The following is a 20,717-nucleotide window of genomic DNA, read 5'->3' as shown; positions in this document are numbered from 1 at the left end:
CATTTTTCCAGACAATGCTTTCTATTTGTAACCGTAATAAAAATGTCACAGCCGAGTGCTAGCGTGGAAAAAAACTACTTAATTTATTGATTGCAAGGAAAAATAAATGAAAGTTCGCTTCGCGTTAACGGCAGTGGCACTTCTACTGGCGCAGCACAGCTATGCTAAAGATCAGCAACCTTCACTGATGCAGGCGGAAGCTGTCGCGACCACCACTTCCCCGGCTAACGCCTCTCAGGCTTATCAGGCACTGGATGCGCAAGCCGTAGCAGCGCTGCGCAGCGCATTACAGGGCGACAGCAGCAAGTTAACCCAGGAACAGGTTGATAAGGCAAAGCAGAGCAAAACCCAGGCCGACTACGCCTGGTTGAAAGCCAGCGGCTATGACTTCCAGACCAAAGCCAATCAGCAGGCGGGGATTGAGCTGCTGTCAGGCTTTAGCGCATTACCGCAAAGCGTATTAGATGAAAGCCTGAAAACCGTTACCGCCATCAACCTGAATGCAACACAGGGTGCGCGTAACCAGGCGGTCGCGGACGCTGATGGTATCAGCTACCTCTATTTCCTCGCCGACTCCCTCGGCCCTCGTCTCGGTAAGGCGTTTATTACCGCCTACGACAAAGGCGAGCTGAGCAAAGCTGCTGCGCTGTTAAAAGCCTCTGAAGTCAGCACTAGCGCGGCCAAAAAACACTTCAACTACCTGCGTCCGTTCCTGATCAAAGGTAACAGCATTCACCTGGTGCCAGATGAAGTGATCCTGAAAGATGGCAAACCTTACGGTTCCGATGGTGGCTCGTTCCCGAGCGGCCACACCAATACCGGTTACACCGACGCGCTGTTATTAGCGGAAATGATTCCGGAACGCTTTGATGCCATTGTTGAACGCGGCGCACGCTACGGCTATTCACGCATCGTGTTGGGCGTGCACTATCCGTTGGATATCATGGGCTCACGTATGCTGACCCAGCGTAACGTGGCGCACTACCTCAACGATCCTAAATACCGCGCGCTGTTTATTGAAGCCCGTGACCAACTGCGTGCTGCGCTGGAAAAAGAGTGTGGCGCATCACTGGCCCAGTGCGCACAGAACGATCGCGCAGCCGATCCGTATCGCTCACCAGAGATGAAAACCTTCTACCGTTACACCATGAGCTATGGCCTGCCACAGCAAAAAGTCGCCAATACCAAAGTGAAAGTGCCGCAGGGTGCGGAAGTGCTGCTGGAATTTGCCCTGCCGAACCTCTCGGCGGCACAGCGTCGCGCACTGATGGTACAAACGGCGGCCCCGGCTGGCTACCCGCTTTCTGGTTCAACGCCGGATCAGGCTTTCTGGCAGCGTCTGAATCTGCCAGCGGCATACGCTCAGGCTAAAGGGCATCATTAATACCGGCTAGGTTGTTCCGTCCGCGTTGCGTCACATTTAGCGCTTCAGGCGCTTGCTGTTAGCCACCAGCAGATTACTATAGACGCGGATTGTTACTGTGTTTCCACAGGCAAAACCTGACACCTGCTTCGGCGGGGGGTCAGGTTTTTTTATTTTCAGGGTATGTCATGAAGATCGCGAAGATACTGAATAACAATGTTGTGGTCATTCTCGACCCACAGCAAAAAGAACAGGTCGTGATGGGACGTGGGCTGGCGTTCCAGAAACGGGTGGGCGATGAGCTTGATCCGCAGTTGATTGAGAAGACATTCACCCTGCAAAACCACGCGCTCACGCAACGGTTGAGTGAGTTACTGGCAGAAATCCCGCTGGAGGTGATCACCACCTGTGAACTGATTATTGACCGCGCGCGGCAGCAGCTGGGTAATAAGCTGCATGAAAGTGTGTCAGTAGCCCTTTGCGATCACTGCCATTTTGCCCTTGAACGGCATAAGCAGCAGTTACCGATTCGCAACGTGTTGTTGTGGGAAATCAAAACGCTCTATCCGGCGGAGTATCAACTCGGCCTGGAAGGATTGGACCTGATCGAGAAACGCGTGGGCATACGCCTACCGGAAGATGAAGCCGGATTTATCGCCCTGCATCTGGTCAATGCGCAGCTAGAAAGCAATATGTCCGATGTTTCGCACATTACTCAGTTTATGCAGGAGATACTGCATATTGTGAAGTATCGCCTGGCGCTGGATTACCGGCTGGAGAGCCTGAGCTATAACCGCTTTGTCAGCCACCTGAAGTTCTTTGCCCAGCGGATGTTAGGCAAGCGCGGCGTCGACAGCGACGATCAGTCACTGCATGACGTCGTGCGCGATCGCTATCCGCTTGCCTATGCGTGCAGCGTGAAAATCGACCAGCATATTCAGCAGAAATACGCGTATGCGCTGTCAGGTGAAGAGCGGATGTTTCTCACGATTCATATCGAACGCGTACGGAAAGAGACGCTTTCCCTGCGAACTGAAGATGACGAAGCCTAAAGAGCGCCGCACCGGAGTGCGGCACCGTACCGTTAGCTCAGCGATTCGCCGTGGGTGCTAATCACCTGCTGATACCAGAAGAAGCTTTTCTTGCGCGTACGCGCCAGCGTACCGTTGCCGCTATCGTCACGGTCAACGTGGATGTAGCCATAGCGTTTTGAAAACTCCGCTTTGGAGGCGCTCACCAGATCAATCGGCCCCCAGCTGGTATAGCCCAGCACTTCAACGCCATCTTCAATCGCTTCACGCACCTGAACCAGGTGGTCGTTAATGTATTGAATACGATAGTCATCATTGATGCTGCCATCGGCTTCCACCGTGTCTTTCGCTCCGAGACCATTTTCCACAATAAACAGCGGTTTTTGATAACGGTCATACAGCAGGTTAAGCAGAATACGCAGCCCTTCCGGATCGATCTGCCATCCCCATTCAGAGCTGGCGAGATGCGGGTTAGGGATCATAGACAGGATATTGCCGCGTGCCTTCTGGTTCTCTTCTTCGTTAGTGGTGACACAACCGGTCATGTAGTAACTGAAAGAGATGTAGTCGACAGGATTTTGCAGATCGAGCCGATCCTGGTCACTGATTTGCAGGCTGATATTGCGCTCAGCAAAGAAGCGTTTCATGTAGGCCGGATAGCGACCGCGCACCTGCACATCGCCAAAGAACAGCCATTCACGATTCTGTTGCAGCGTCTCCATTACATCTGCCGGGCGACAGCTTAACGGGTAGAGCAATGCGCCAAGCAGCATGTTGCCGATTTTGCCCTCAGGCACAATCTCATGACAGGCTTTCACGGCCCGGCCACTCGCTACTAACTGATGATGGATCGCCTGATAAACCGCCTGCTGATCGCTCTCTTCCGGCAAACCCACACCCGTGAACGGGGCGTGCAGCGACATATTGATTTCATTAAACGTCAGCCACAGTTTGACCTTGTGCTGGAAACGCTGGAACACTGCGCGCGCGTAACGTTCAAAGCAGTCAATGGTGGTGCGACTGGCCCAGCCACCATATTTATTGATCAAGCCCCACGGCATTTCATAGTGCGAAAGCGTAACCATTGGCTGGATATTGTACTTCGCCATTTCATCGAACAGGCGGTCATAATAGGCCAGCCCGGCTTCGCAAGGCTCGGCTTCATCCCCTTCGGGGAAAATGCGCGTCCAGGCAATGGACGTCCGCAGCACCGTAAAGCCCATTTCGGCAAACAACTTAACGTCTTCCGGGAAACGGTGGTAAAAGTCGATCGCCGTGTCCTTAATGCCAAAATCACCCTCGGTGCGCGTCACGCGCTGACCAAAAATCCCCTGTGGCTGCAAATCTGAGGTAGACAGGCCTTTACCGTCGGTCTGGTAAGCCCCTTCGACCTGATTTGCGGCGACAGCACCGCCCCATAAAAAGCTATCCGGGAAACGCTTATTCATACTCTGGCTCCTTATTTACTTCAGCACGCTAAGCAACGGCGCACAGGCCGTTACGGAATGAGAGGTGAGGGTTAATACATCGATGTAGTCGTCGCTGTTGCTGACCAGCACCGGAGTGGTGAGGTCATAGCCCGCGTCTTGAATGGCAACCATGTCAAATTCCAGCAGCAGATCGCCCACCGCAACGCGGTCATCGGTCGCGATACGCGGCGTGAAAAACTGGCCATCCAGTTTCACCGTGTCTATACCGACATGAATCAACACTTCAGTGCCATCATCTGCCGTCAGGCCAATGGCATGACCGGTGCGGAACAGCGAAGAGACCACGCCATTTACGGGTGAGACGACCCGGCCTGAGGTGGGCACAATCGCGGCACCTTTGCCGAGTAATCCGCTGGCAAAGGTTTCATCGGCGACCTGTTCAATGGGCAGCAGGCTGCCGCTCATCGGGCTGTAGACCACATCTTTTTGCATCAGGGGTGCCGCTGCACTGACTTCGGAGGTTTCCGCTGCCACCGCTGGCTGTGCAGGTTTTTCAGCCGGCCAGCCCCATGCCCAGGTGGTGAGCGTGGCAAACACCAGCGCGATCGCCGCACCGGCAAAAGCCGCGTAGACGCTGGTATCAAAGCCACTCGCCGGAATCACCTGAATAAAGGTAAACACGCTCGGGAAACCAAATGAGTAGATGGTGGTGTGCCAGAAACCGAGTACGGCAGCCCCCAGCGCGCCACCAAGACAACCCAAAATAAACGGTCGCCGCTGCGGTAACGTCACGCCATAGACCGCCGGTTCCGTAATACCAAACAGGCTGGCAGAAAAAGCTGAACCGGCCATGGCTTTGGTTTTGATGTCGCGGGTTCGTAACATCACACCCAGCGTTGCCCCCGCCTGCCCCATCACCGCCGGCATCAGCAGTGGCAGTAGTGTGTCCTGGCCCAGCGTGGCGAGGTTATTCAGCATGATCGGCACCAGCCCCCAGTGCAGGCCAAACATCACACAGACTTGCCAGATAGCGCCCATCACGGCACCGGCAATAGCGGGACTCAGGCTGTACACCAGCAGATAGCCCTGCGCCAGCATCTGGCTCAGCCAGGTGGCCGCAGGTCCAATCGCGAGGAAAGTGAGTGGCACGGTGATCATCAGGCATATCAGCGGCGTAGTGAAATTACGCACTGCCCCAGGCGTTCGCGGATGAACCCAGGATTCGATGCGGCTGGCGACCCAGGCAGCAAAGACAATGGGAATAACGGAAGAGCTGTAATTCAGGATCTCCAGTGGGATACCGAGAAAGCGCAACGACGCTTTCTGGTCCACCGCCGCAATCATCATCGGATGCACCAGTGCCGCGGCGATGGCCATACTCACAAACGGATTGCCACCAAACTTTTTTGCCGCGCTGTAGCCCAGCAAAATGGGCAGGAAGTAGAACAGGCCATCGCTGGCGACAAACAGCAGCTGGTAAGTGCCGGTCTCTGGCCGCATTACGCCGAGCACCAGCGCCAGCGCTAACAGGCCTTTAATGATACCTGAGGCGATCATGACACCGATAAACGGGGTAAAAATGGCGGAAACCATATCGATAAAGCGGGCGAACAGCGGTTCTTTTTTAACCGCAACGGCGGGTTCACCCTCCTGTCCCACGTTATGGTTTGCCACCAGCTGTGCATAGACTTCACTGACGTGATTACCGATCACCACCTGATACTGCCCGCCGCTCTGCACCACCATAATAATGCCCGGATTGGCTTTCAGTGCCTCGGTTTGCGCCCTGGTGTCATCCTGCAACTTGAAACGCAAGCGGGTGGCGCAGTGCACCACACTCAGCACATTCTCTCTGCCACCTACTCCGGCAATGATCTCATCGGCCAGCTGTTGATACTTCATAAGCACACTCCCATCAATGCCACACGTCTTGATGCCGTTACGGATTGAAGGCAAAAAAAAACCTGAATCACGCCCTACTCGGGTAAACGAGTGGGGTGTGATTCAGGTTTTGCCTGCGACCAGTAACAATCCTTAATCGCGTTTATGATGGCTCTCTTGCCGGGAAATTAACAACCCCCTCCTTGGGCATTAATGCAAAACTGCGAGCGAGATCGAATTTTTCCCGGCGCTCACACCGGCCGACGTGGCAGGCAGATACAGACCAACCCAGTCAAAATCAGCACCATACCGGCCAACGCAGTCCAGCTAAAGGCTTCATGAAAACCAGGCAGGCTAATCGCCGCCAGCCACACCAATACGTAGCTGAGGCTGAGCAGCGGATAAGCGCGGCTCAACGCCACTGAACGTAACGCCAGCGTCCAGCACAGCATCGACAAACCATAAGCCAGAAACCCTACCAGCAGCAGCAACAGCGGTTTGAAGCTGATTTTCAAGGCACTCAGCAGCAAAGAGAGGGACATCACGTCCGGCAGTTGCGTCATCGCATGGCGCAGTAACAGCTGCGCCAGCGTCACCAGCAGCACGCTGCAAAGCGCTAACAGATAGCCTTTCACACATGCACTCCCATCAACGCCACTCCGGCCACAATCAGCAACGTGCCAAAAAGCTGCACCGCGTTCAGCCGTTCGCGCCAGATAATCCGCGCCGCCAGCGCCACCAGCACAAAGTTAATGCTGAGCATCGGATAAGCAACACTCACCGGCACACGCTGTAGCACCACCAGCCAGATCAGCATGCCAATACCCAGCAACAGCACGCTTAACGCCAGCCAGCGCAACAGCAGGCGGCGCTGAACGCTGTGCGCCGCCTGTTTCTGACAAAGTTGTGCCGCGCAGCTCAGCAGGCTGACCAACACAATCAACAGCCACATCATGGCGTTTGATCGTATTGCAGGTAGTCAAAGCGCCCCTGGCGGTAGTGGTAATCCGCTTTGGGCAGCGAATCCGCCAGGTCCTTATCCGATGGCAACAGGAGCACCAGCGCCACCTTACCCAGCTTGCGGTGTGTGGCTAACCAACCAGGGAACTCTTGCGTTGAGACAAACCGGCCGTTTGCATCCGCATAGCCGAGGCCATACTCGATCTCCCCTTTCTGCGACCAGAACATAATGTCGCTGCGTTGCAGATGCCAGGCCACCGCTGATCCCACGCCCGGATTGTTCACAAGGATATAGCGGCTGCCAGCCAGATGGCTCGCCGTAGCCGCCACAAATTCCTGTGGCTGCTTCGAATCCCGCACCTTCTCAGGAATGGCTGAACCCACCACTAACGCCAACACCAGCGGGCAAAGTGCTGCCAGTTTCCAGTGTTTTTCCGGCTGGCGCAGGGTGAAGTACCCCACCAACGCCCAACCCAGAAATGCCGCTGCCGCCAGCACCACTCGCCAGACTTCATTCTCATGATAAACCGGGCGATGCGTTACGCCCCAGGGGGCCAGCACCACCAGTACCACCGCCGCAGTGAGCGCACCAAACAGCAGGTTAATCCAGCCGTTCCAGCGTAATACCGCAGTCCCGGTCAGATGGCGAGCATAATGCGCTAACAGCAGTGCCAGCGGGGCGAAACAAGGCAAGATGTAAGTCGGTAACTTGCCTTTTGCCACGCTGAAGAACAGCAGTGGCATCACCACCCAGCTCAGTAAATACAACCCACCGCGCTGTTCCTGACGCTGCTGCCATGCCTGCTTTAATGCCCCTGGCAAGAAGGCGAGCCACGGCAGGGTGCCGCCAATCAGCACCGGCAGGTAGTACCAGAATGGCGCTTTGTGTTGCGCATCTTTTTCGGCAAAGCGCTGGATATGCTCAACCCAAAAGAAGTAGTGCCAGAAGTCCGGTTCTTGCTGGTTTATCGCCAGCGCCCAGGGCGCACTGATGGCTGCGGCGCTGAGTATCGCCAGCGGGCCATAGCAGATCAGCTGTTTCATCCGCCCGCTCATCAGCGCCCAGGGCACAATCGCCAGTACCGGCACCGCCAGCGCCAGAAAACCTTTGGTCATAAAGCCCATACCGCAGGCAAAACCAAACAGGACAAACCCACCCAACCGCCCAGCGCGGCTGCGTGCTTCCGTGGCTCCCCAGTAACAGCACATCGCCGCAGTCAGCCACAGCAGTAGCATCGGGTCCAACACCGCATAGGTGCTGATGGCATACACCAGCAACGACGTCAGGAAGATAACCGCACCCAATAGCGCAGTAGCACGATCCTGCCACAGGCGACGCGCCAGCCAGTAGATCAACAAGGCGCTGACACTGGCGCAGAATACCGATCCGAAGCGTACGGCAAAGTTGTTGTGACCAAAGATCCACTGGCTAATGTTGTTGATCCAGTAACCGGCGATCGGTTTTTCGAAATAACGGAGATCGAAGAAGTGCGGCACGATCCAGTTGCCGCTTTGTAACATCTCACGGCTGATCTCCGCATAGCGGGTTTCATCTGGCTGCCATAAGTCACGAAACGCTAAGGGCAGCAGATAATAGAGAACAAAAAGGACGCCGAGCAGCGTCCCCTTAGCAGCTTTACTCATGCAGACTCACCTGTAATGTGCTCACAGCCTAACCAACCTTCGCGCCCTGGGATTTCGCCGCGCACAATCTGCCCTAACGGGAGCTGGCTGATATCCTGCGGTAACAGCTCAATCAACGGACAGAAGGTCAGCCCCTCCGCCGCCATGCGCTGTAGCAGCTCATCAAATGCCGCCAGCCCGCTGATCCCCTCCACTTCAGCATGGATGGTATACACCGGTGTGCCGGTATCGGCGTGCATTTTTGCGAGAATAAAATCGTTGAAATCCCGTGCACTGACCTGCTGCCCCACCACTTCATCCCAGGTCGGTAACGTTACCGGAATCTGTACAGTACCCGCGTGACCGTTGGCGAGCAGGGGGCGAAAAGGCGTGGTGCCACGGCAGTCGCTGTTGTAATGGAAGGCGAAAGGCTGTTTGGCCGCGACCACTCGAGCATCCGCCCGCCAGCCCGCCACCGCTGAGCAGCGCACCGGTTGCTGAATGATCGCCTCTAGCGCCTCATGGCCGCGTTCAATCTGCTGGCGCAGCTGCGCCTCAGACCAGACGCCCGCCCAGGTTTGCCAGGCAAAGTGATCCCACGCGTGCAGACCGACTTCATGCTCCTGCGCTGTTGCACGCAGCACGTCCGCCAGCCCCTGGCCAATTTGCCTGCCCGGCCACGCGGTGCCTGCCAGCAAAATATCCCAGCCATACAGCGAGACGGCGCGCGAGCGCAGCATTTTCCACAGGAAGCGCGGTTTTATCAGACGCCACAAGTGGCGTCCCATATTGTCCGGTCCCACGCTGAAGAAAAAGCTGCCGCGTATCTGATGCTGGCGCAACAGCGTCAGCAGCGCGGGCACGCCTTGAGCCGTGCCACGCCAGGTATCTACATCAATGCGTAGACCGATTTTTTTCATTGATGCTCATCCTGCAGCTCAACCGTGCGCAGGAAGAAATCAAGGGTATTGTCGATAGTGGTTTCCATGGCCACATCGGGTTTCCACTCCAGCAGGCGGCGCGCATTACGGATGGAAGGCTTGCGGTGCTCAACATCCTGATAGCCTTTGCCGTAGTAGCTGCTGCTCTCGACTTCACGGAAACCGGCAAACGGTGGGAAGCGATCGCGCAGAGGGTGGCGCTCAAAGCTCGCCAGCAGTTGCTCCGCCAGTTCACGAATGCTGGCTTCGTTTTCCGGGTTACCGATATTGATGATCTGCCCGTCGCAGTTGCTATTGCGGTTTTCAATAATACGGAACAGCGCTTCAATGCCGTCTTTGATGTCGGTAAAGCAGCGTTTCTGTCGGCCACCGTCAATCAGTTTGATCGGTGAGCCTTCCACCAGATTGAGGATCAGCTGGGTAATCGCACGAGAGCTACCGATGCGCGCCGCATTAAGGTTATCCAGGCGCGGCCCCATCCAGTTGAACGGACGGAAAAGGGTAAAGCGCAGCCCCTCTTTTTCACCGTAAGCCCAGATCACACGGTCCAGCAGCTGCTTCGAAACCGAGTAGATCCAGCGCTGTTTATTGATTGGCCCCACCACCAGATTGGAGTGATCTTCATCGAAGTTGCTGTCTGTACACATGCCGTACACTTCGGAAGTGGATGGAAAAATAATGCGCTTCTGGTATTTAACGCAGTCGCGGATGATCTTCAGGTTCTCTTCGAAATCCAGCTCAAACACGCGCAGCGGGTTACGGGTGTATTCGATCGGCGTGGCGATCGCCACCAGCGGCAGGATCACATCACATTTTTTGATGTGGTACTCGATCCACTCAGAGTGAATACTGATGTCACCTTCAACGAAGTGGAAGCGGTTGTGCCCAACGAAACGGCTAATCGCATCAGAGCCGATATCCAGCCCGTAAACTTCGAAGTTATCATCCTGCAACAGGCGCTCGGTCAAATGGTTACCGATAAAGCCGTTAACACCGAGGATCAGCACGCGCGTGCGACGTTTAATGGCCGCGACCGCCTGTGAATAGAGCAGTGCGCCCGGCACCAGACCCAGGCTTTGCGCCAGCTGAACACCGTTCATGTAGACGCCGTTCTCAGTTTGCCCGGTTTGAATCTCCAGCGCACCTTCACCACAGGCGACCACTAAAGGATCAACCGACAGCACCGTGCCTGCGCGTGCCTGGCTATTTTCCGCCTGCACTTTGCCACGCCAGACGATGAATTTCTGCGTACCGGCAAACGCAAACGCGCCCGGCCACGGGTCTGTCACGGCGCGAACCAGGTTATTGATGGTTTGCGCTGGCTGCTGCCAGTCGATACGGCCATCTTCGGCGATGCGACGCCCCACCACGGTGGCTTCAGCTTCGTTCTGCGCCTTACCGTGCAATTCGCCCTGTTTCAGCGCTGGCAGGCTCTGCGCCAGCAGGCTTTCAGCGGCCTGGAGCAGCTTACGGTGCAGGGAGGGTGCATTATCGGTTTCTTCAATCGCGACGCGTTGCTGCGCCATGATCTCGCCTGCGTCCGCGCGCTTCACCATACGGTGGAGTGTCACACCGGTTTCGCGTTCACCGTTCACCAGCGCCCAGTTCAGCGGAGCACGGCCACGGTATTTCGGCAGCAGTGAGCCATGCAGATTGAATGCGCCCTGCTTCGCGCTGTTAAGAATGTTGTCGCTCAACAAGTTGCGGTAGTAGAAAGAGAAGATCGCATCAGGTTGCAACGCTTTAATACGGTCAACCCACAGTGGGTGATTAACCTCTTCCGGCGCGTACACCGGAATGCCGTGATCCGCCGCCAGACGGGCAACTGAGCCAAAGAAGTGATTCTCAGCGGCATTATCCGCATGGGTAAAAATGGCACTAATGGTATAGCCGGCTTGCAGCAGCGCAGTAATGCCCACACAGCCCATATCGTGATAGGCGAAGACGACAGTTTTCATTGCTCAGTTTCCTCTACGGACAGCTTTTGTTGTTGTGGGTTAATCACACGCTGGATGAAGTAACGCGGGCGCGCCCGCACATCGTTATAAATTCGGCCGATATACTCGCCAAGCAGTCCCATACCGACGAACTGCGCACCAATAAAGATGAATAACACGGCAAACAGCGTGAACACGCCGTTCTCGGCCCACTCAGACCCCAGGAACAACCGCAACACCAGCAGCACCAGCGCAAAAGCAAAACCGGCCAGCGCAATCATGCTGCCGACCACGCTCAGCAGGCGCAGTGGCGTGGTGGTCAGGCAGGTGACCAGATCAAACATCAGGTTGATCAGGCGCATGAAACTGTATTTCGATTCACCAAACTCACGTTCTGCGTGGGTAACCGGCAGTTCAATGGTGCGACGGGCAAAGGTGTTTGCCAGAATCGGGATAAACGTGCTGCGTTCGTGGCAGTTGAGCATCGCCTCAATGATGTGACGACGATAGGCACGCAGCATGCAGCCGTAATCCCCCATCGCTTTACCGGTCACGCGCTGAATCAGGTGATTGATGGTGCGAGAAGCGCGACGGCGGAACCAGCTATCCTGGCGGTTCTGACGCACGGTGCCGACCACGTCATACCCCTGCTGCGCCGCAGCCACCAGGTTCGGGATCTCTTCCGGTGGGTTTTGCAAATCGGCATCCAGTGTGATGATCAGATCCCCGCTGACGTGGCTAAAGCCCGCCATGATCGCCGAGTGTTGGCCATAGTTGCGATTCAGTAGTACCCCAACCACATGACTGCCCGGTTCGCTGGCGGCCGCATCGATCATCTCCGCCGAACGATCCTGACTGCCGTCATCGATCAGCACGATCTCATACTGTAAAGCGACCCGTTCACAGGCCTCTGAAGTACGGCGGATCAGTTCCGGCAAGCTCTCCTGCTCGTTATAGACCGGGATCACCACCGAAATCTTTTCAATCGGTTTTTCATTTAACATGTCAGACTCCGGCCAGTTGGCGGAGCGCCGCAATAACGCGTTCAACATCATCGTCGCTCATATCAGGGAACAAGGGGATCGAGCAGATACGTGCAGAGTTCCACTCGCTGTTGGGCAACGACAGATCCGGGTAACGCTCGCGGTAATACTTGTGGGTGTGTGCAGCACGGAAATGCAGGCCAGTGCCAATATCCTGTGCTTTTAGCGCCTGCATCAGTGCATCGCGCGTGATGCCACAGCGGGCTTCATCTACGCGGATAATAAACAGGTGCCATGCGTGCTGATGCGGCCATTCCGGCTGCGTCAGCGGTAAAAACGGGGTGTCCGCCAGGCCTTCAAGGTAACGCTGGGCGATAGCGGCTCGCCGCTGGTTGATCTGCTCCAGCCGTGAGAGCTGCACCAGCGCAATGGCCGCGCTGATATCCGGCAGGTTGTACTTAAAGCCGGGAGTGATGACTTCCGCTTGCGGCTGGCGTCCGTGGGTATCGCGATCGTAGGCATCGACGCCCAGACCGTGGAATTTCAGGCTGCGGATTTTGTCTGCCAACGCGGCATCATCGGTGACGATCAATCCGCCTTCAGCACAGCTCATATTCTTAATGGCGTGGAAGGAGAAGATTGCGGTACCGCGATCGCCCACGTGACGGCCCTGGTAGTAAGTCCCGGCGGCGTGAGCGGCATCTTCAATCAGGGGGATATTCTGCTGCTGGGCAAGGGCGCGTATCGGCTCCAGATCAACAGGAGCGCCAGCATAGTGAACCGGAATAATGGCACGAGTACGCGGGGTGATGGCCGCGGCAATCTGCTCTGGCGTGACCATCAGCGTATCGCGATCAACATCAATCATGACTGGCGTTGCGCCGAGCAGCGTAATCATATTCAGGGTCGAAACCCAGGTCAGTGAGGGGGTAATCACCTCGTCACCTGGCCCAATGCCCAGCGCCATTAAGGTGACATGCATACCGGCGGTCGCCGAACTGACTGCAATGGCGTGCTGATTGCCGGTAAGCTGACAAAACGCTTTTTCCAGCTCCGCACACTTTGGCCCGGTGGTGATCCAACCGGAAGCAAATACCGTTTTTACCGCTTCAAGTTCTAACTCACCCAGTGAAGGGCGCGAAAAGGGAAGGAATGGCATTGTAAAGATTCCTTAATATTTGACGTCGATAATTTTAGCAAAAAGTGCGCACAGCAAAAGCCAGCCGGGTCTTTTTTGTTATGACGAACAAACCTTTATAAAGCTCAACAAAAGCTAAATGAAAGTTCAATATGTAATCAATAATTACTGCGCTTTACCGTTAGAAATACCTTAGAAAAATCTTAAGCACCTCTGGATGGTTTTGATGCGTGAAGGGTAAATCACAAACCTTAAGGGAACATTAAACTGTAGTGAATATGGCGGGAATTATGCGATTGATTGATGATGGGTTTAACTGTAGCGGGGAGCCGCAGGGCACGGATCCCCGTGTAGGGGACTACCAGACGCGATACACTTTGCCGGTTTCGATGCCTTCCAGACTGCGGCGATAGGCCAGTGCCACGCGCTTAGCATCTGCACTTTCAAACCCCGGGAAGAAAGCGCCATATTTACCCAATGACTCGGTGAGCACAGTAGGACTGACGGCATTAATGCGCAGTCCAGGCAGCTCATTGGCCGCTGCCAGCACAAAGCCTTCCAGCGCCCCGTTGACCGCTGTGGCATTCACCCCGGTGCGGATCGGTTGTTGCGCCAAAATGCCGGTGGTCAGGGTGAACGATCCGCCAGGATTAAGGATTTTCTGCCCCAACAGCACCAGACGCACCTGGCCCAGCAGCTTGTTCTGTAACCCGCTGTTGAACTGCTCGGTAGTGGTTTCGCTTAGCGGGCCATAGTGCACACCGCCGGTGGTGGAGATAATCGCATCGACCTTGCCAGTTTGGGCAAACAGTGCAGCCACGCTGGCTTCATCGGTGATATCCACCTGAAAATCGCCCTGGGTTTTCCCCACGCGAATGATCTCGTGGTCTGCCTGTAACTGCTCAGCGACCGCTTTTCCGATGGTGCCGCTGGCACCAATAATGATCACTTTCATCTTAAAATCCTCCTGAATGGGTGTGAATCCATCCTCTCGTATTGCAATCCCGAGAAAAACAGGCCATCTATTAAGTCATTCCTAACTTTTGGTTTGCAATCATGAATAAACTGCGTGCTATGGAGATTTTTGTCGCGGTCGTGGAAGGAGGCAGTTTTACCGAGGCGGCAAAACAGCTGGAGATCTCAGCGGTGATGGTGGGCAAAAGCGTAGCCCAACTGGAACAACAGCTACAGGTGAGGCTGTTGCAGCGCAATACTCGCAGCCAGACACTGACAGAAGCGGGACAGGCATGGTACGAGGAGAGCCAGGCGATGCTTCAGGCGCTGCGCAATGCAGAGGGGCGAATCGGCAGCTTGCGCCGTTTCCCGGCAGGCAGCCTGCGCATCAGCGCCCCCTTCACATTAGGGGCTTGTGTGGTCGCCCGCCTGTGCAGTGAATTTCAGCAGCAGTTTCCGGAAGTGCGGATTGAACTCACCCTGAGCGATCGTTTTGTCGACCTTCTGGCGGAGGGATTCGATTTTGCCTTGCGCGTGGGCGAAATTCCGCCGGACAGCCCGCTGGTGGCGCGCTATCTCGGTGAATATCGCATGGTGATTGCCGCCGCGCCTGCCTACCTTGCGGCACACGGTGCCCCTGCCTCCATTGATGACCTGCCGCGCCATCGCTGCCTGCGTTACAGTAACTGGAACAAACGCAATGCGTGGCGCAGCGGCGAACAGCTGATTTGGCCGGAAAGCGTAACGTTCAGCTGTAACGATAGCCAGGCACTTCGCCGGGCAGCGCTGGCGGGCGCGGGCCTGATTCTGCAATCCGATTTGCTGTTGCAGGAAGATATTGCCGCAGGCAAGCTAGTCACCCTGCTGGACGACCAATTGCCCGATTCGCGCCCGGTCCATCTGCTGTGGCGACAGGATCTTCAGGCCAGCGCCAAATACCGCAGCTTTATCAGTTGGGTAAGCGAACAGTGCCCACAGGCACTGCTATAAACACCACATTCAGGATTGTGTATGCTTCTGACCACGCTGGAATTCACCCTGTTAAGCCCGGAAATCGCGCAGGTGACGCTGAACCGTCCGACGCAGCACAACGCCTATAATGCCGCGATGGTGGCAGAACTCGCGCAGGTGGTTGATCACTGTGAACAACAGCCCGCACTGCGGGTGGTGATCCTGACCGGTAAAGGGGAGAAAAGCTTCTGCGCCGGGGCCGATCTCAACGAAGCGCTGGTGAACGGCGGCGATACCTTGCGTAATCGGCACGGTGGGTTTAGCCCGCTTCAGTATCTGACCCGGCGTAAAATCTGGATCGCGGCCCTGAATGGCACTGCCGCAGGGGGCGGGCTGGAATTGGCGTTGCAGTGCGAAATGATCGTCGCCGCCGAAGGCTGCCAACTGATGCTGCCAGAGGTGCGTCACAATCTGCTGCCCGCAGGTGGCGGTATTGAACGGCTAATGACGCGGCTCCCGCCTGCTATTGCCCGTGAGATGTTGCTCACTGGCCTGCCCATTTCCGCAACCCGCGCGCAGGTGTTGGGTTTAATCAATCGGGTCGTGAGCGCAGAAAATGTCGCCAGGGAAGCGCTGGCGCTGGCTGAACAGGTGGCGGCTAACGCACCGCTGGCCGTGCAGGCCTGTAATGCGTTGGCAAACATCGCCTTAGACGGCGACCGCAGCAGCTTGCAGCAACAGCAGGAACAGGCACTTATGCAGTTAGCCCAGAGTGAAGATGCGCAGGAGAGCCAGCAGGCCTGGCAACAACGCCGCAAGCCACAGTGGCGCGGACGCTAACCCCCGCCACGCTTTTACGCGGTGGGTGATAACTCAACGTGTTTAAACAACGCACTCAATCCCAGGCCACCGGCAATGCCGAGCATTGCCAGCGCATAATCGCTGTTTTCGCCTGACGCCGCTCGCTGGTGGAACAGCCTCGTCACCAGAATCGCCCCGGAAGCACCATAAGGATGGCCCAAAGCAATCGCCCCACCCTGCTGATTGACGCGCTGTTCATCGACGCCTAAGAGATCAAGGGAAGCCAACACCTGCGAGGCAAAAGCCTCGTTAAACTCGATCAGCCCAACGTCGGAGAGATCGGCCATTTGCTGACGTTGCATCAGCTTTTGCGTCGCAGGCACCGGGCCAATGCCAAGATAGTGAGGATCAACCCCTGCGCTACAACCATCAACAAACTGCAAACCAGAGCTAAAACCCGCTTCCCGAGCCTTACGGCGACTCATGATCAGCACCAGTGCAGCACCATCATTCAGCGGACAGCAGTTACCCGCAGTAACGCTCCCTTGCGCCACAAAGGCCGCTGGCAGTGCTGCCAGTTTTTCCAGTGAGGTCGCAGGCCTTGGACACTCATCCTGGTTTACCCACTGCTCGCCCGCCCTCAGTGGCACCAGCTCCGCGTTAAACAGGCCCTTTTGCTGAGCCGCAACCGCCCGCTGATGGCTACGCAACGCGAAGGCATCCTGACGTTCGCGGCTAATACCGTACTTGCTGGCAACGTTCTCCGCCGCCACGCCCATTTCCGGATCGCCAATCTCCTCTGGCGAAAACTGCGCGCGGGAAAAAAAGCGCGGCAGCTGTTTCGCTGTGGCCGGTTTTTCCACCCGCCACGGTGCGGTACTGACGCTCTCCACCCCGCCAGCCAGATAACAGTCACCGGCCTGTGCCTGAATCAAACGGCAAGCCTGCATCACCGCTTCCAGCCCGGCACCACACTGCCGGTCTATCGTTACTGCCGGAATGCTCAGTGGCAACCCAGCACTTAACGCCGCCAGGCGGGCAATATTACCGCCGCCGCCCGTGGCATTGCCGATAATCACTTCGTCCACCTGATCTGCGCAGAACCGGGCATCCGCGCTTATTTTGCCGAACAGCGGTGCCAGTAGCTCGCTCAGGCTCAGGCTGGATAACGCCCCATACGCCCGACCTACCGGCGTACGATACGCAGCAACAATCACGGGCTGGTTGTCTTCGGCAGGCTGAAAATTATCGCGGTTCATGGAGTGAATTCCTGTAACAAGGCTCGACGATCAATCTTACCGCTGACGGTGAGAGGCCAGTGTGAAACAGCAATAAAATGATGGGGAATTTTATACTTCGCCAGCAGTTGGCGACTGCGCTGCGGCAGAGAAGCAAAGTCAGTGTGCTGACCACGAATAAACGCCAGCAGTTTTTTCCCCAGCCGCAGGTCATCTGCGGCCAGCACCACCACTTCCTGCACATCATCGAGGGTTTTCAACGCGGCCTCAATCTCCGCCAGATAGACATTGTTGCCCCCCACCGTGACCATATCGCCGCTGCGCCCCATCACCACCAGCCGCCCCTGCGCATCAAGATAGCCAAGATCCTGTACCGTGGCTCCCGCGGCGGTGTGGCGGAACGCGTGACTTTCATCCCCCCACAAATAGCCGCCGCAAATTTGCGGGCTTTGCAGCCAGATAGTGCCCGTCACGCCGGGTGCCACACATTCATCCTGCTGATTACGGATGCTGAGCGTTGTACCGGGGAAAGCTACGCCTACGGTCAGGAGTTGATCGTCGACGTTTTCATCCGTGAGGCTGGAGACCGCAATAAAGCCCAGTTCGGATGCGCCATAATATTCCTGTAGCTGTGCAGCAGGAAAACGGCTACGGGCGCTGGCAAAGTGGTGATACTGCATTTTGGCTCCGGCGCTCAATACCCGCTTCACCTGATTTAACGGCTGCTCAGGCAGCTCCGCAAAGGCCGCCAGCATGGTTGGCACCACAACCAACCGGTCAATCTTCTGCTCCGCCAACAGCGCGAGCGTGCCCGCGCCAGACCATTTGCTCAGAGAGTAAAAATGATGCCCGGCATCCAGCGCCTCATTCAGTGCATACAGCCCAATACCGTGAAACAGCGGGCCGGGAAACAGCGTGGAGGTGGTCTCACCCAGCCCAAACAGTGCGTAGCCGTCACGCAGGCTTTGCCACCAGGAGCGGCGCTGGCGGGTAAAGGCTTTTGGCAGGCTGGTGGTGCCCGAGGTGAAGTTGATCAGAAACGGCGTGAGTGCATTTACCCCGGCACAGAATTCAGCATCATCCTCCACTTCTTGTTCACGCAAATCGTCGAGATAGCGGATGGCGATATCCAGCTGCTGCGCCCGTTGTGCCAGTGTGGTTTGCTCGCGCGTGAGCAGCAGCTCATCGGGTTTGACTCTGCTGAGCAGCTCATCCAGCCGGGCAGCGGGCAGATCCGGGTCAAACACCGCGCAGGTATGGCGTTTGGCGGTAGCCGCCAGCCAGCCAGGGACAAAAGCCAGATGATTACCACAGGCAAGACCAATCACCCGATCGTGCTCAGTATCGGCACGGATCTGCTGATACAGCGCCACTGACCAGCGCCACAGCTGCTGCCAGCTCAGGCAGCCCTCATCGTGCGTGATGGCAATCTGGTGCGGTTTTTGCCGTGCGTAGCCGGCGACTTTGTCATGAACGGGCACGCTATTCAGGCTCCGTCAGGCTGAAAACAGGCGATCAACTGCTGGCGGGTGGCCTCCGGAATCGGGCGCGGTTTGTGATCGTCGAGATCGACGCACACCCACACCAGTTTGCCGCTGGCACAAATGACCGTTTCATTATTACGTTGCAATTCAATCGCGAAGGTCAGACTGGAATTACCCAGTTTCTCCAGCATCACTTTTGGCGTGACAATATCATCCACTGCCAGCGGCAGGTGGTACGTTGCCTCACTTTTTTTCACATGATAGGATACGCCAGCTGTGGCCGGGCGAAATAACGGGATTAAATTAAAGGCGCGCAACTGTTCGACAACCGCATCTTCAAAGTAATCCAGATATACTGAATTATGAACATGTCCGTTTAAATCAATATCCCGCATGGATACCCGGAATGTTTTAATAATAACGTCACCAGTCACAAAAATACGACTCCAGAATAACCGAATGGCGGAAATTTTACATGAAAAATAATACCTGCACCAGAGCCATGGTCCGCGCATTTGGCGATATCAGCGAGGTGGTTGAACTGGAAAATGTTCCGTTGCCACCGCTGGCGGCGGGCCAGGTTCGGGTAAAAATGGTCTATGCCACCATCAATCCCTCTGATGTTATTACCCTTTCTGGTGCCTATCGCTCGCGTATCTCTTTGCCTTTCGTACCGGGATTTGAAGGGGTGGGTGTGATTAGCGAAGCCCACCCAGACAGCCCATTACAACCCGGCCAGCGCGTTCTGCCGATTGGCAGTATGGGCAACTGGCAAACCCTTAAAGATACCGATGCCGCCTGGTGTTTTACCCTGCCCGATTTTATTAGTGATTTACAGGCCGTTTGTAGCTACGTTAACCCGATGACTGCCTGGTTAATGCTGACCGAGGCATTAACTTTCACCCCTGATATGCGCATTCTTATTAATGCCGCCAACTCGGCCATCGGTAAAATGCTAATTGGGTTGGCTAACCTGCGCGGAATAAATCCGATTGTGGTCGTGCGTAAAAAAGAGAATATGAATCTGTTCTCTGAGTTTAATACTGAGGCCGTGCTTAACTCCAGCGACGTTAATTTCCTTCAGCAGATGCAGTCAGTAAAAAATAGCGGTGGCGTGAATGCCGTACTGGATTGTATTGGTGGTGATGAGTCGCTGATTTATGGCGATGTGATTCGCACAAACGGTCAGTTTATTCATTATGGTCTGCTGTCTGGTAAAGCGGTGCCGCCACAGTTCTGGCGCTCACGGCCTGATATTCGTTTCAGCAACTTCCACCTGCGGCAGTGGGTTCACAGCCAGCCACGCGAGCAGGTGCAGGCGCGGCTGGATGAAGTGATGGCCCTGATCCGCGACGGCGTCATCTACACCGAGCTGGGAGAGACATTCCCGCTGCTGGAGATTGATCGCGCCATCACTGCGCTGCGCGATCCTGATCATCAGGGCAAAGTGGTGATTGATCTGCGCTGATTACCAGCCCGGAAAGGCTCGCCGCACCGGGCGAATAATCAGGATCGCCAGCACAATCTTCACGATATCGCCGGGAATAAATGCGGCGCTACCCAGCGCCGCTTTCGCCAGCGGCAGATTCGCCGCCATCGCCACCCAGGGAATGCCAATCGCATATTCCAGCACAATCCCGCCCGCCACCATGATCAAAAACTCCTGCCACGGCGTAGGCTGCTTTAGCTTGCTGTACAGCAGGCCAATCAGTCCGGCCACCAGCGGCCAGGCAAGGATATAGCCACCGCTCGGGCCAAGGAAAATCCCTAAGCCGCCTCGTCCACCGGACAGCAACGGGAAGCCCACCGCCAGCAGCAAGACAAACAGCAGCATCGCCAGTGCGCCACGTTTGGCCCCAATCAGCGCGCCCGCCAGCATAAAGCCAAAGGTCTGGACGGTGATCGGCACGCCAATCATGGGAATGTTAAACGCCGGAAACAGTCCCATTGCCGCGGTCAGTGCGGCAAACAGGGCAATCAATACGATATCTTTCGTGGTCAC

General features: G+C 56.1%; 19 protein-coding genes. 5 read left to right on the top strand and 14 right to left on the bottom strand.

Annotated elements, in window-relative coordinates:
* The first annotated feature begins 106 nt into the window (after positions 1 to 106).
* Positions 107 to 1,384, top strand: a complete 1,278-nt coding sequence (locus tag B880_RS0111790; protein WP_017347617.1) for an acid phosphatase — start codon at positions 107 to 109, stop codon at positions 1,382 to 1,384.
* A gap of 167 nt (positions 1,385 to 1,551) precedes the next feature.
* Complete coding sequence (licT, locus tag B880_RS0111785) at positions 1,552 to 2,415, top strand: BglG family transcription antiterminator LicT (protein WP_017347616.1); 864 nt, start codon at positions 1,552 to 1,554, stop codon at positions 2,413 to 2,415.
* Positions 2,416 to 2,447: 32 nt separating this feature from the next.
* On the opposite strand, the gene B880_RS0111780 is transcribed toward licT, so the two are convergent.
* The 10 genes from B880_RS0111780 to B880_RS0111735 form a co-directional block, all read right to left on the bottom strand.
* The gene (locus tag B880_RS0111780) at positions 2,448 to 3,842 is read right to left on the bottom strand and encodes a glycoside hydrolase family 1 protein (RefSeq protein WP_017347615.1); all 1,395 of its coding nucleotides are present in this window, start codon (positions 3,840 to 3,842) and stop codon (positions 2,448 to 2,450) included.
* A gap of 15 nt (positions 3,843 to 3,857) precedes the next feature.
* Positions 3,858 to 5,726 (bottom strand): PTS beta-glucoside transporter subunit IIABC, encoded by a 1,869-nt coding sequence (gene bglF, locus B880_RS0111775; RefSeq protein ID WP_017347614.1) that lies wholly within the window; start codon positions 5,724 to 5,726, stop codon positions 3,858 to 3,860.
* Between the two features lie 230 nt (positions 5,727 to 5,956).
* A complete protein-coding gene (gene arnF, locus B880_RS0111770; protein WP_017347613.1) occupies positions 5,957 to 6,340 on the bottom strand; it encodes a 4-amino-4-deoxy-L-arabinose-phosphoundecaprenol flippase subunit ArnF in 384 nt (127 codons plus the stop codon).
* The gene (gene arnE / locus B880_RS0111765) at positions 6,337 to 6,660 is read right to left on the bottom strand and encodes a 4-amino-4-deoxy-L-arabinose-phosphoundecaprenol flippase subunit ArnE (protein ID WP_017347612.1); all 324 of its coding nucleotides are present in this window, start codon (positions 6,658 to 6,660) and stop codon (positions 6,337 to 6,339) included. Before arnE ends, arnF begins: the two co-directional genes overlap by 4 nt.
* The gene (arnT, locus tag B880_RS0111760) at positions 6,657 to 8,309 is read right to left on the bottom strand and encodes a lipid IV(A) 4-amino-4-deoxy-L-arabinosyltransferase (RefSeq protein ID WP_017347611.1); all 1,653 of its coding nucleotides are present in this window, start codon (positions 8,307 to 8,309) and stop codon (positions 6,657 to 6,659) included. The genes arnE and arnT overlap by 4 nt, the downstream gene beginning before the upstream one ends.
* The gene (gene arnD, locus B880_RS0111755; protein WP_017347610.1) at positions 8,306 to 9,208 is read right to left on the bottom strand and encodes a 4-deoxy-4-formamido-L-arabinose-phosphoundecaprenol deformylase; all 903 of its coding nucleotides are present in this window, start codon (positions 9,206 to 9,208) and stop codon (positions 8,306 to 8,308) included. Before arnD ends, arnT begins: the two co-directional genes overlap by 4 nt.
* Positions 9,205 to 11,187: a bifunctional UDP-4-amino-4-deoxy-L-arabinose formyltransferase/UDP-glucuronic acid oxidase ArnA gene (gene arnA, locus B880_RS0111750; RefSeq protein ID WP_017347609.1), complete on the bottom strand. Its 1,983-nt coding sequence runs from the start codon at positions 11,185 to 11,187 to the stop codon at positions 9,205 to 9,207. The genes arnD and arnA overlap by 4 nt, the downstream gene beginning before the upstream one ends.
* Positions 11,184 to 12,170 (bottom strand): undecaprenyl-phosphate 4-deoxy-4-formamido-L-arabinose transferase, encoded by a 987-nt coding sequence (arnC, locus tag B880_RS0111745; protein WP_017347608.1) that lies wholly within the window; start codon positions 12,168 to 12,170, stop codon positions 11,184 to 11,186. The genes arnA and arnC overlap by 4 nt, the downstream gene beginning before the upstream one ends.
* A gap of 1 nt (position 12,171) precedes the next feature.
* A complete protein-coding gene (gene arnB / locus B880_RS0111740) occupies positions 12,172 to 13,308 on the bottom strand; it encodes a UDP-4-amino-4-deoxy-L-arabinose aminotransferase (protein WP_017347607.1) in 1,137 nt (378 codons plus the stop codon).
* 337 nt (positions 13,309 to 13,645) lie between these two features.
* Entirely contained in the window at positions 13,646 to 14,242 is a 597-nt protein-coding gene (locus B880_RS0111735; protein ID WP_017347606.1) for a short chain dehydrogenase, read from the bottom strand.
* Positions 14,243 to 14,343: 101 nt separating this feature from the next.
* Between B880_RS0111735 and B880_RS0111730 the strand changes: the two genes are divergently transcribed.
* Both B880_RS0111730 and B880_RS0111725 read left to right on the top strand, forming a co-directional pair.
* Complete coding sequence (locus B880_RS0111730) at positions 14,344 to 15,231, top strand: LysR family transcriptional regulator (protein WP_026042596.1); 888 nt, start codon at positions 14,344 to 14,346, stop codon at positions 15,229 to 15,231.
* A 21-nt stretch (positions 15,232 to 15,252) separates the two neighbouring features.
* The gene (locus B880_RS0111725; RefSeq protein ID WP_017347604.1) at positions 15,253 to 16,032 is read left to right on the top strand and encodes an enoyl-CoA hydratase/isomerase family protein; all 780 of its coding nucleotides are present in this window, start codon (positions 15,253 to 15,255) and stop codon (positions 16,030 to 16,032) included.
* Between the two features lie 14 nt (positions 16,033 to 16,046).
* Here B880_RS0111725 and B880_RS0111720 read toward each other — a convergent pair whose 3' ends face one another.
* Genes B880_RS0111720 through B880_RS0111710 form a run of 3 tightly spaced genes read right to left on the bottom strand, consistent with a single transcriptional unit; the run spans position 16,047 to position 19,134 of the window.
* Entirely contained in the window at positions 16,047 to 17,252 is a 1,206-nt protein-coding gene (locus B880_RS0111720) for a thiolase family protein (protein ID WP_017347603.1), read from the bottom strand.
* On the bottom strand, positions 17,249 to 18,712 hold the full coding sequence (locus B880_RS0111715) for a class I adenylate-forming enzyme family protein (protein ID WP_017347602.1): 1,464 nt from the start codon (positions 18,710 to 18,712) through the stop codon (positions 17,249 to 17,251). The genes B880_RS0111720 and B880_RS0111715 overlap by 4 nt, the downstream gene beginning before the upstream one ends.
* Before the next feature lie 5 nt (positions 18,713 to 18,717).
* Positions 18,718 to 19,134 carry an acyl-CoA thioesterase gene (locus tag B880_RS0111710; protein ID WP_026042594.1) on the bottom strand — a complete coding sequence of 139 codons (417 nt, stop codon included), beginning with the start codon at positions 19,132 to 19,134 and terminating at the stop codon, positions 18,718 to 18,720.
* A 56-nt stretch (positions 19,135 to 19,190) separates the two neighbouring features.
* Here B880_RS0111710 and B880_RS0111705 point away from each other — a divergent pair, with 56 nt between their 5' ends.
* Positions 19,191 to 20,183 carry a zinc-dependent alcohol dehydrogenase family protein gene (locus B880_RS0111705; protein ID WP_017347600.1) on the top strand — a complete coding sequence of 331 codons (993 nt, stop codon included), beginning with the start codon at positions 19,191 to 19,193 and terminating at the stop codon, positions 20,181 to 20,183.
* On the opposite strand, the gene B880_RS0111700 is transcribed toward B880_RS0111705, so the two are convergent.
* On the bottom strand, positions 20,184 to 20,717 hold the full coding sequence (locus B880_RS0111700) for a biotin transporter BioY (RefSeq protein WP_017347599.1): 534 nt from the start codon (positions 20,715 to 20,717) through the stop codon (positions 20,184 to 20,186).

It is taken from the genome of Pantoea sp. A4 (assembly GCF_000295955.2).
Taxonomy (GTDB): Bacteria; Pseudomonadota; Gammaproteobacteria; order Enterobacterales; family Enterobacteriaceae; genus Pantoea; species Pantoea multigeneris.
This window is presented reverse-complemented; position numbering and strand designations above follow the sequence as displayed.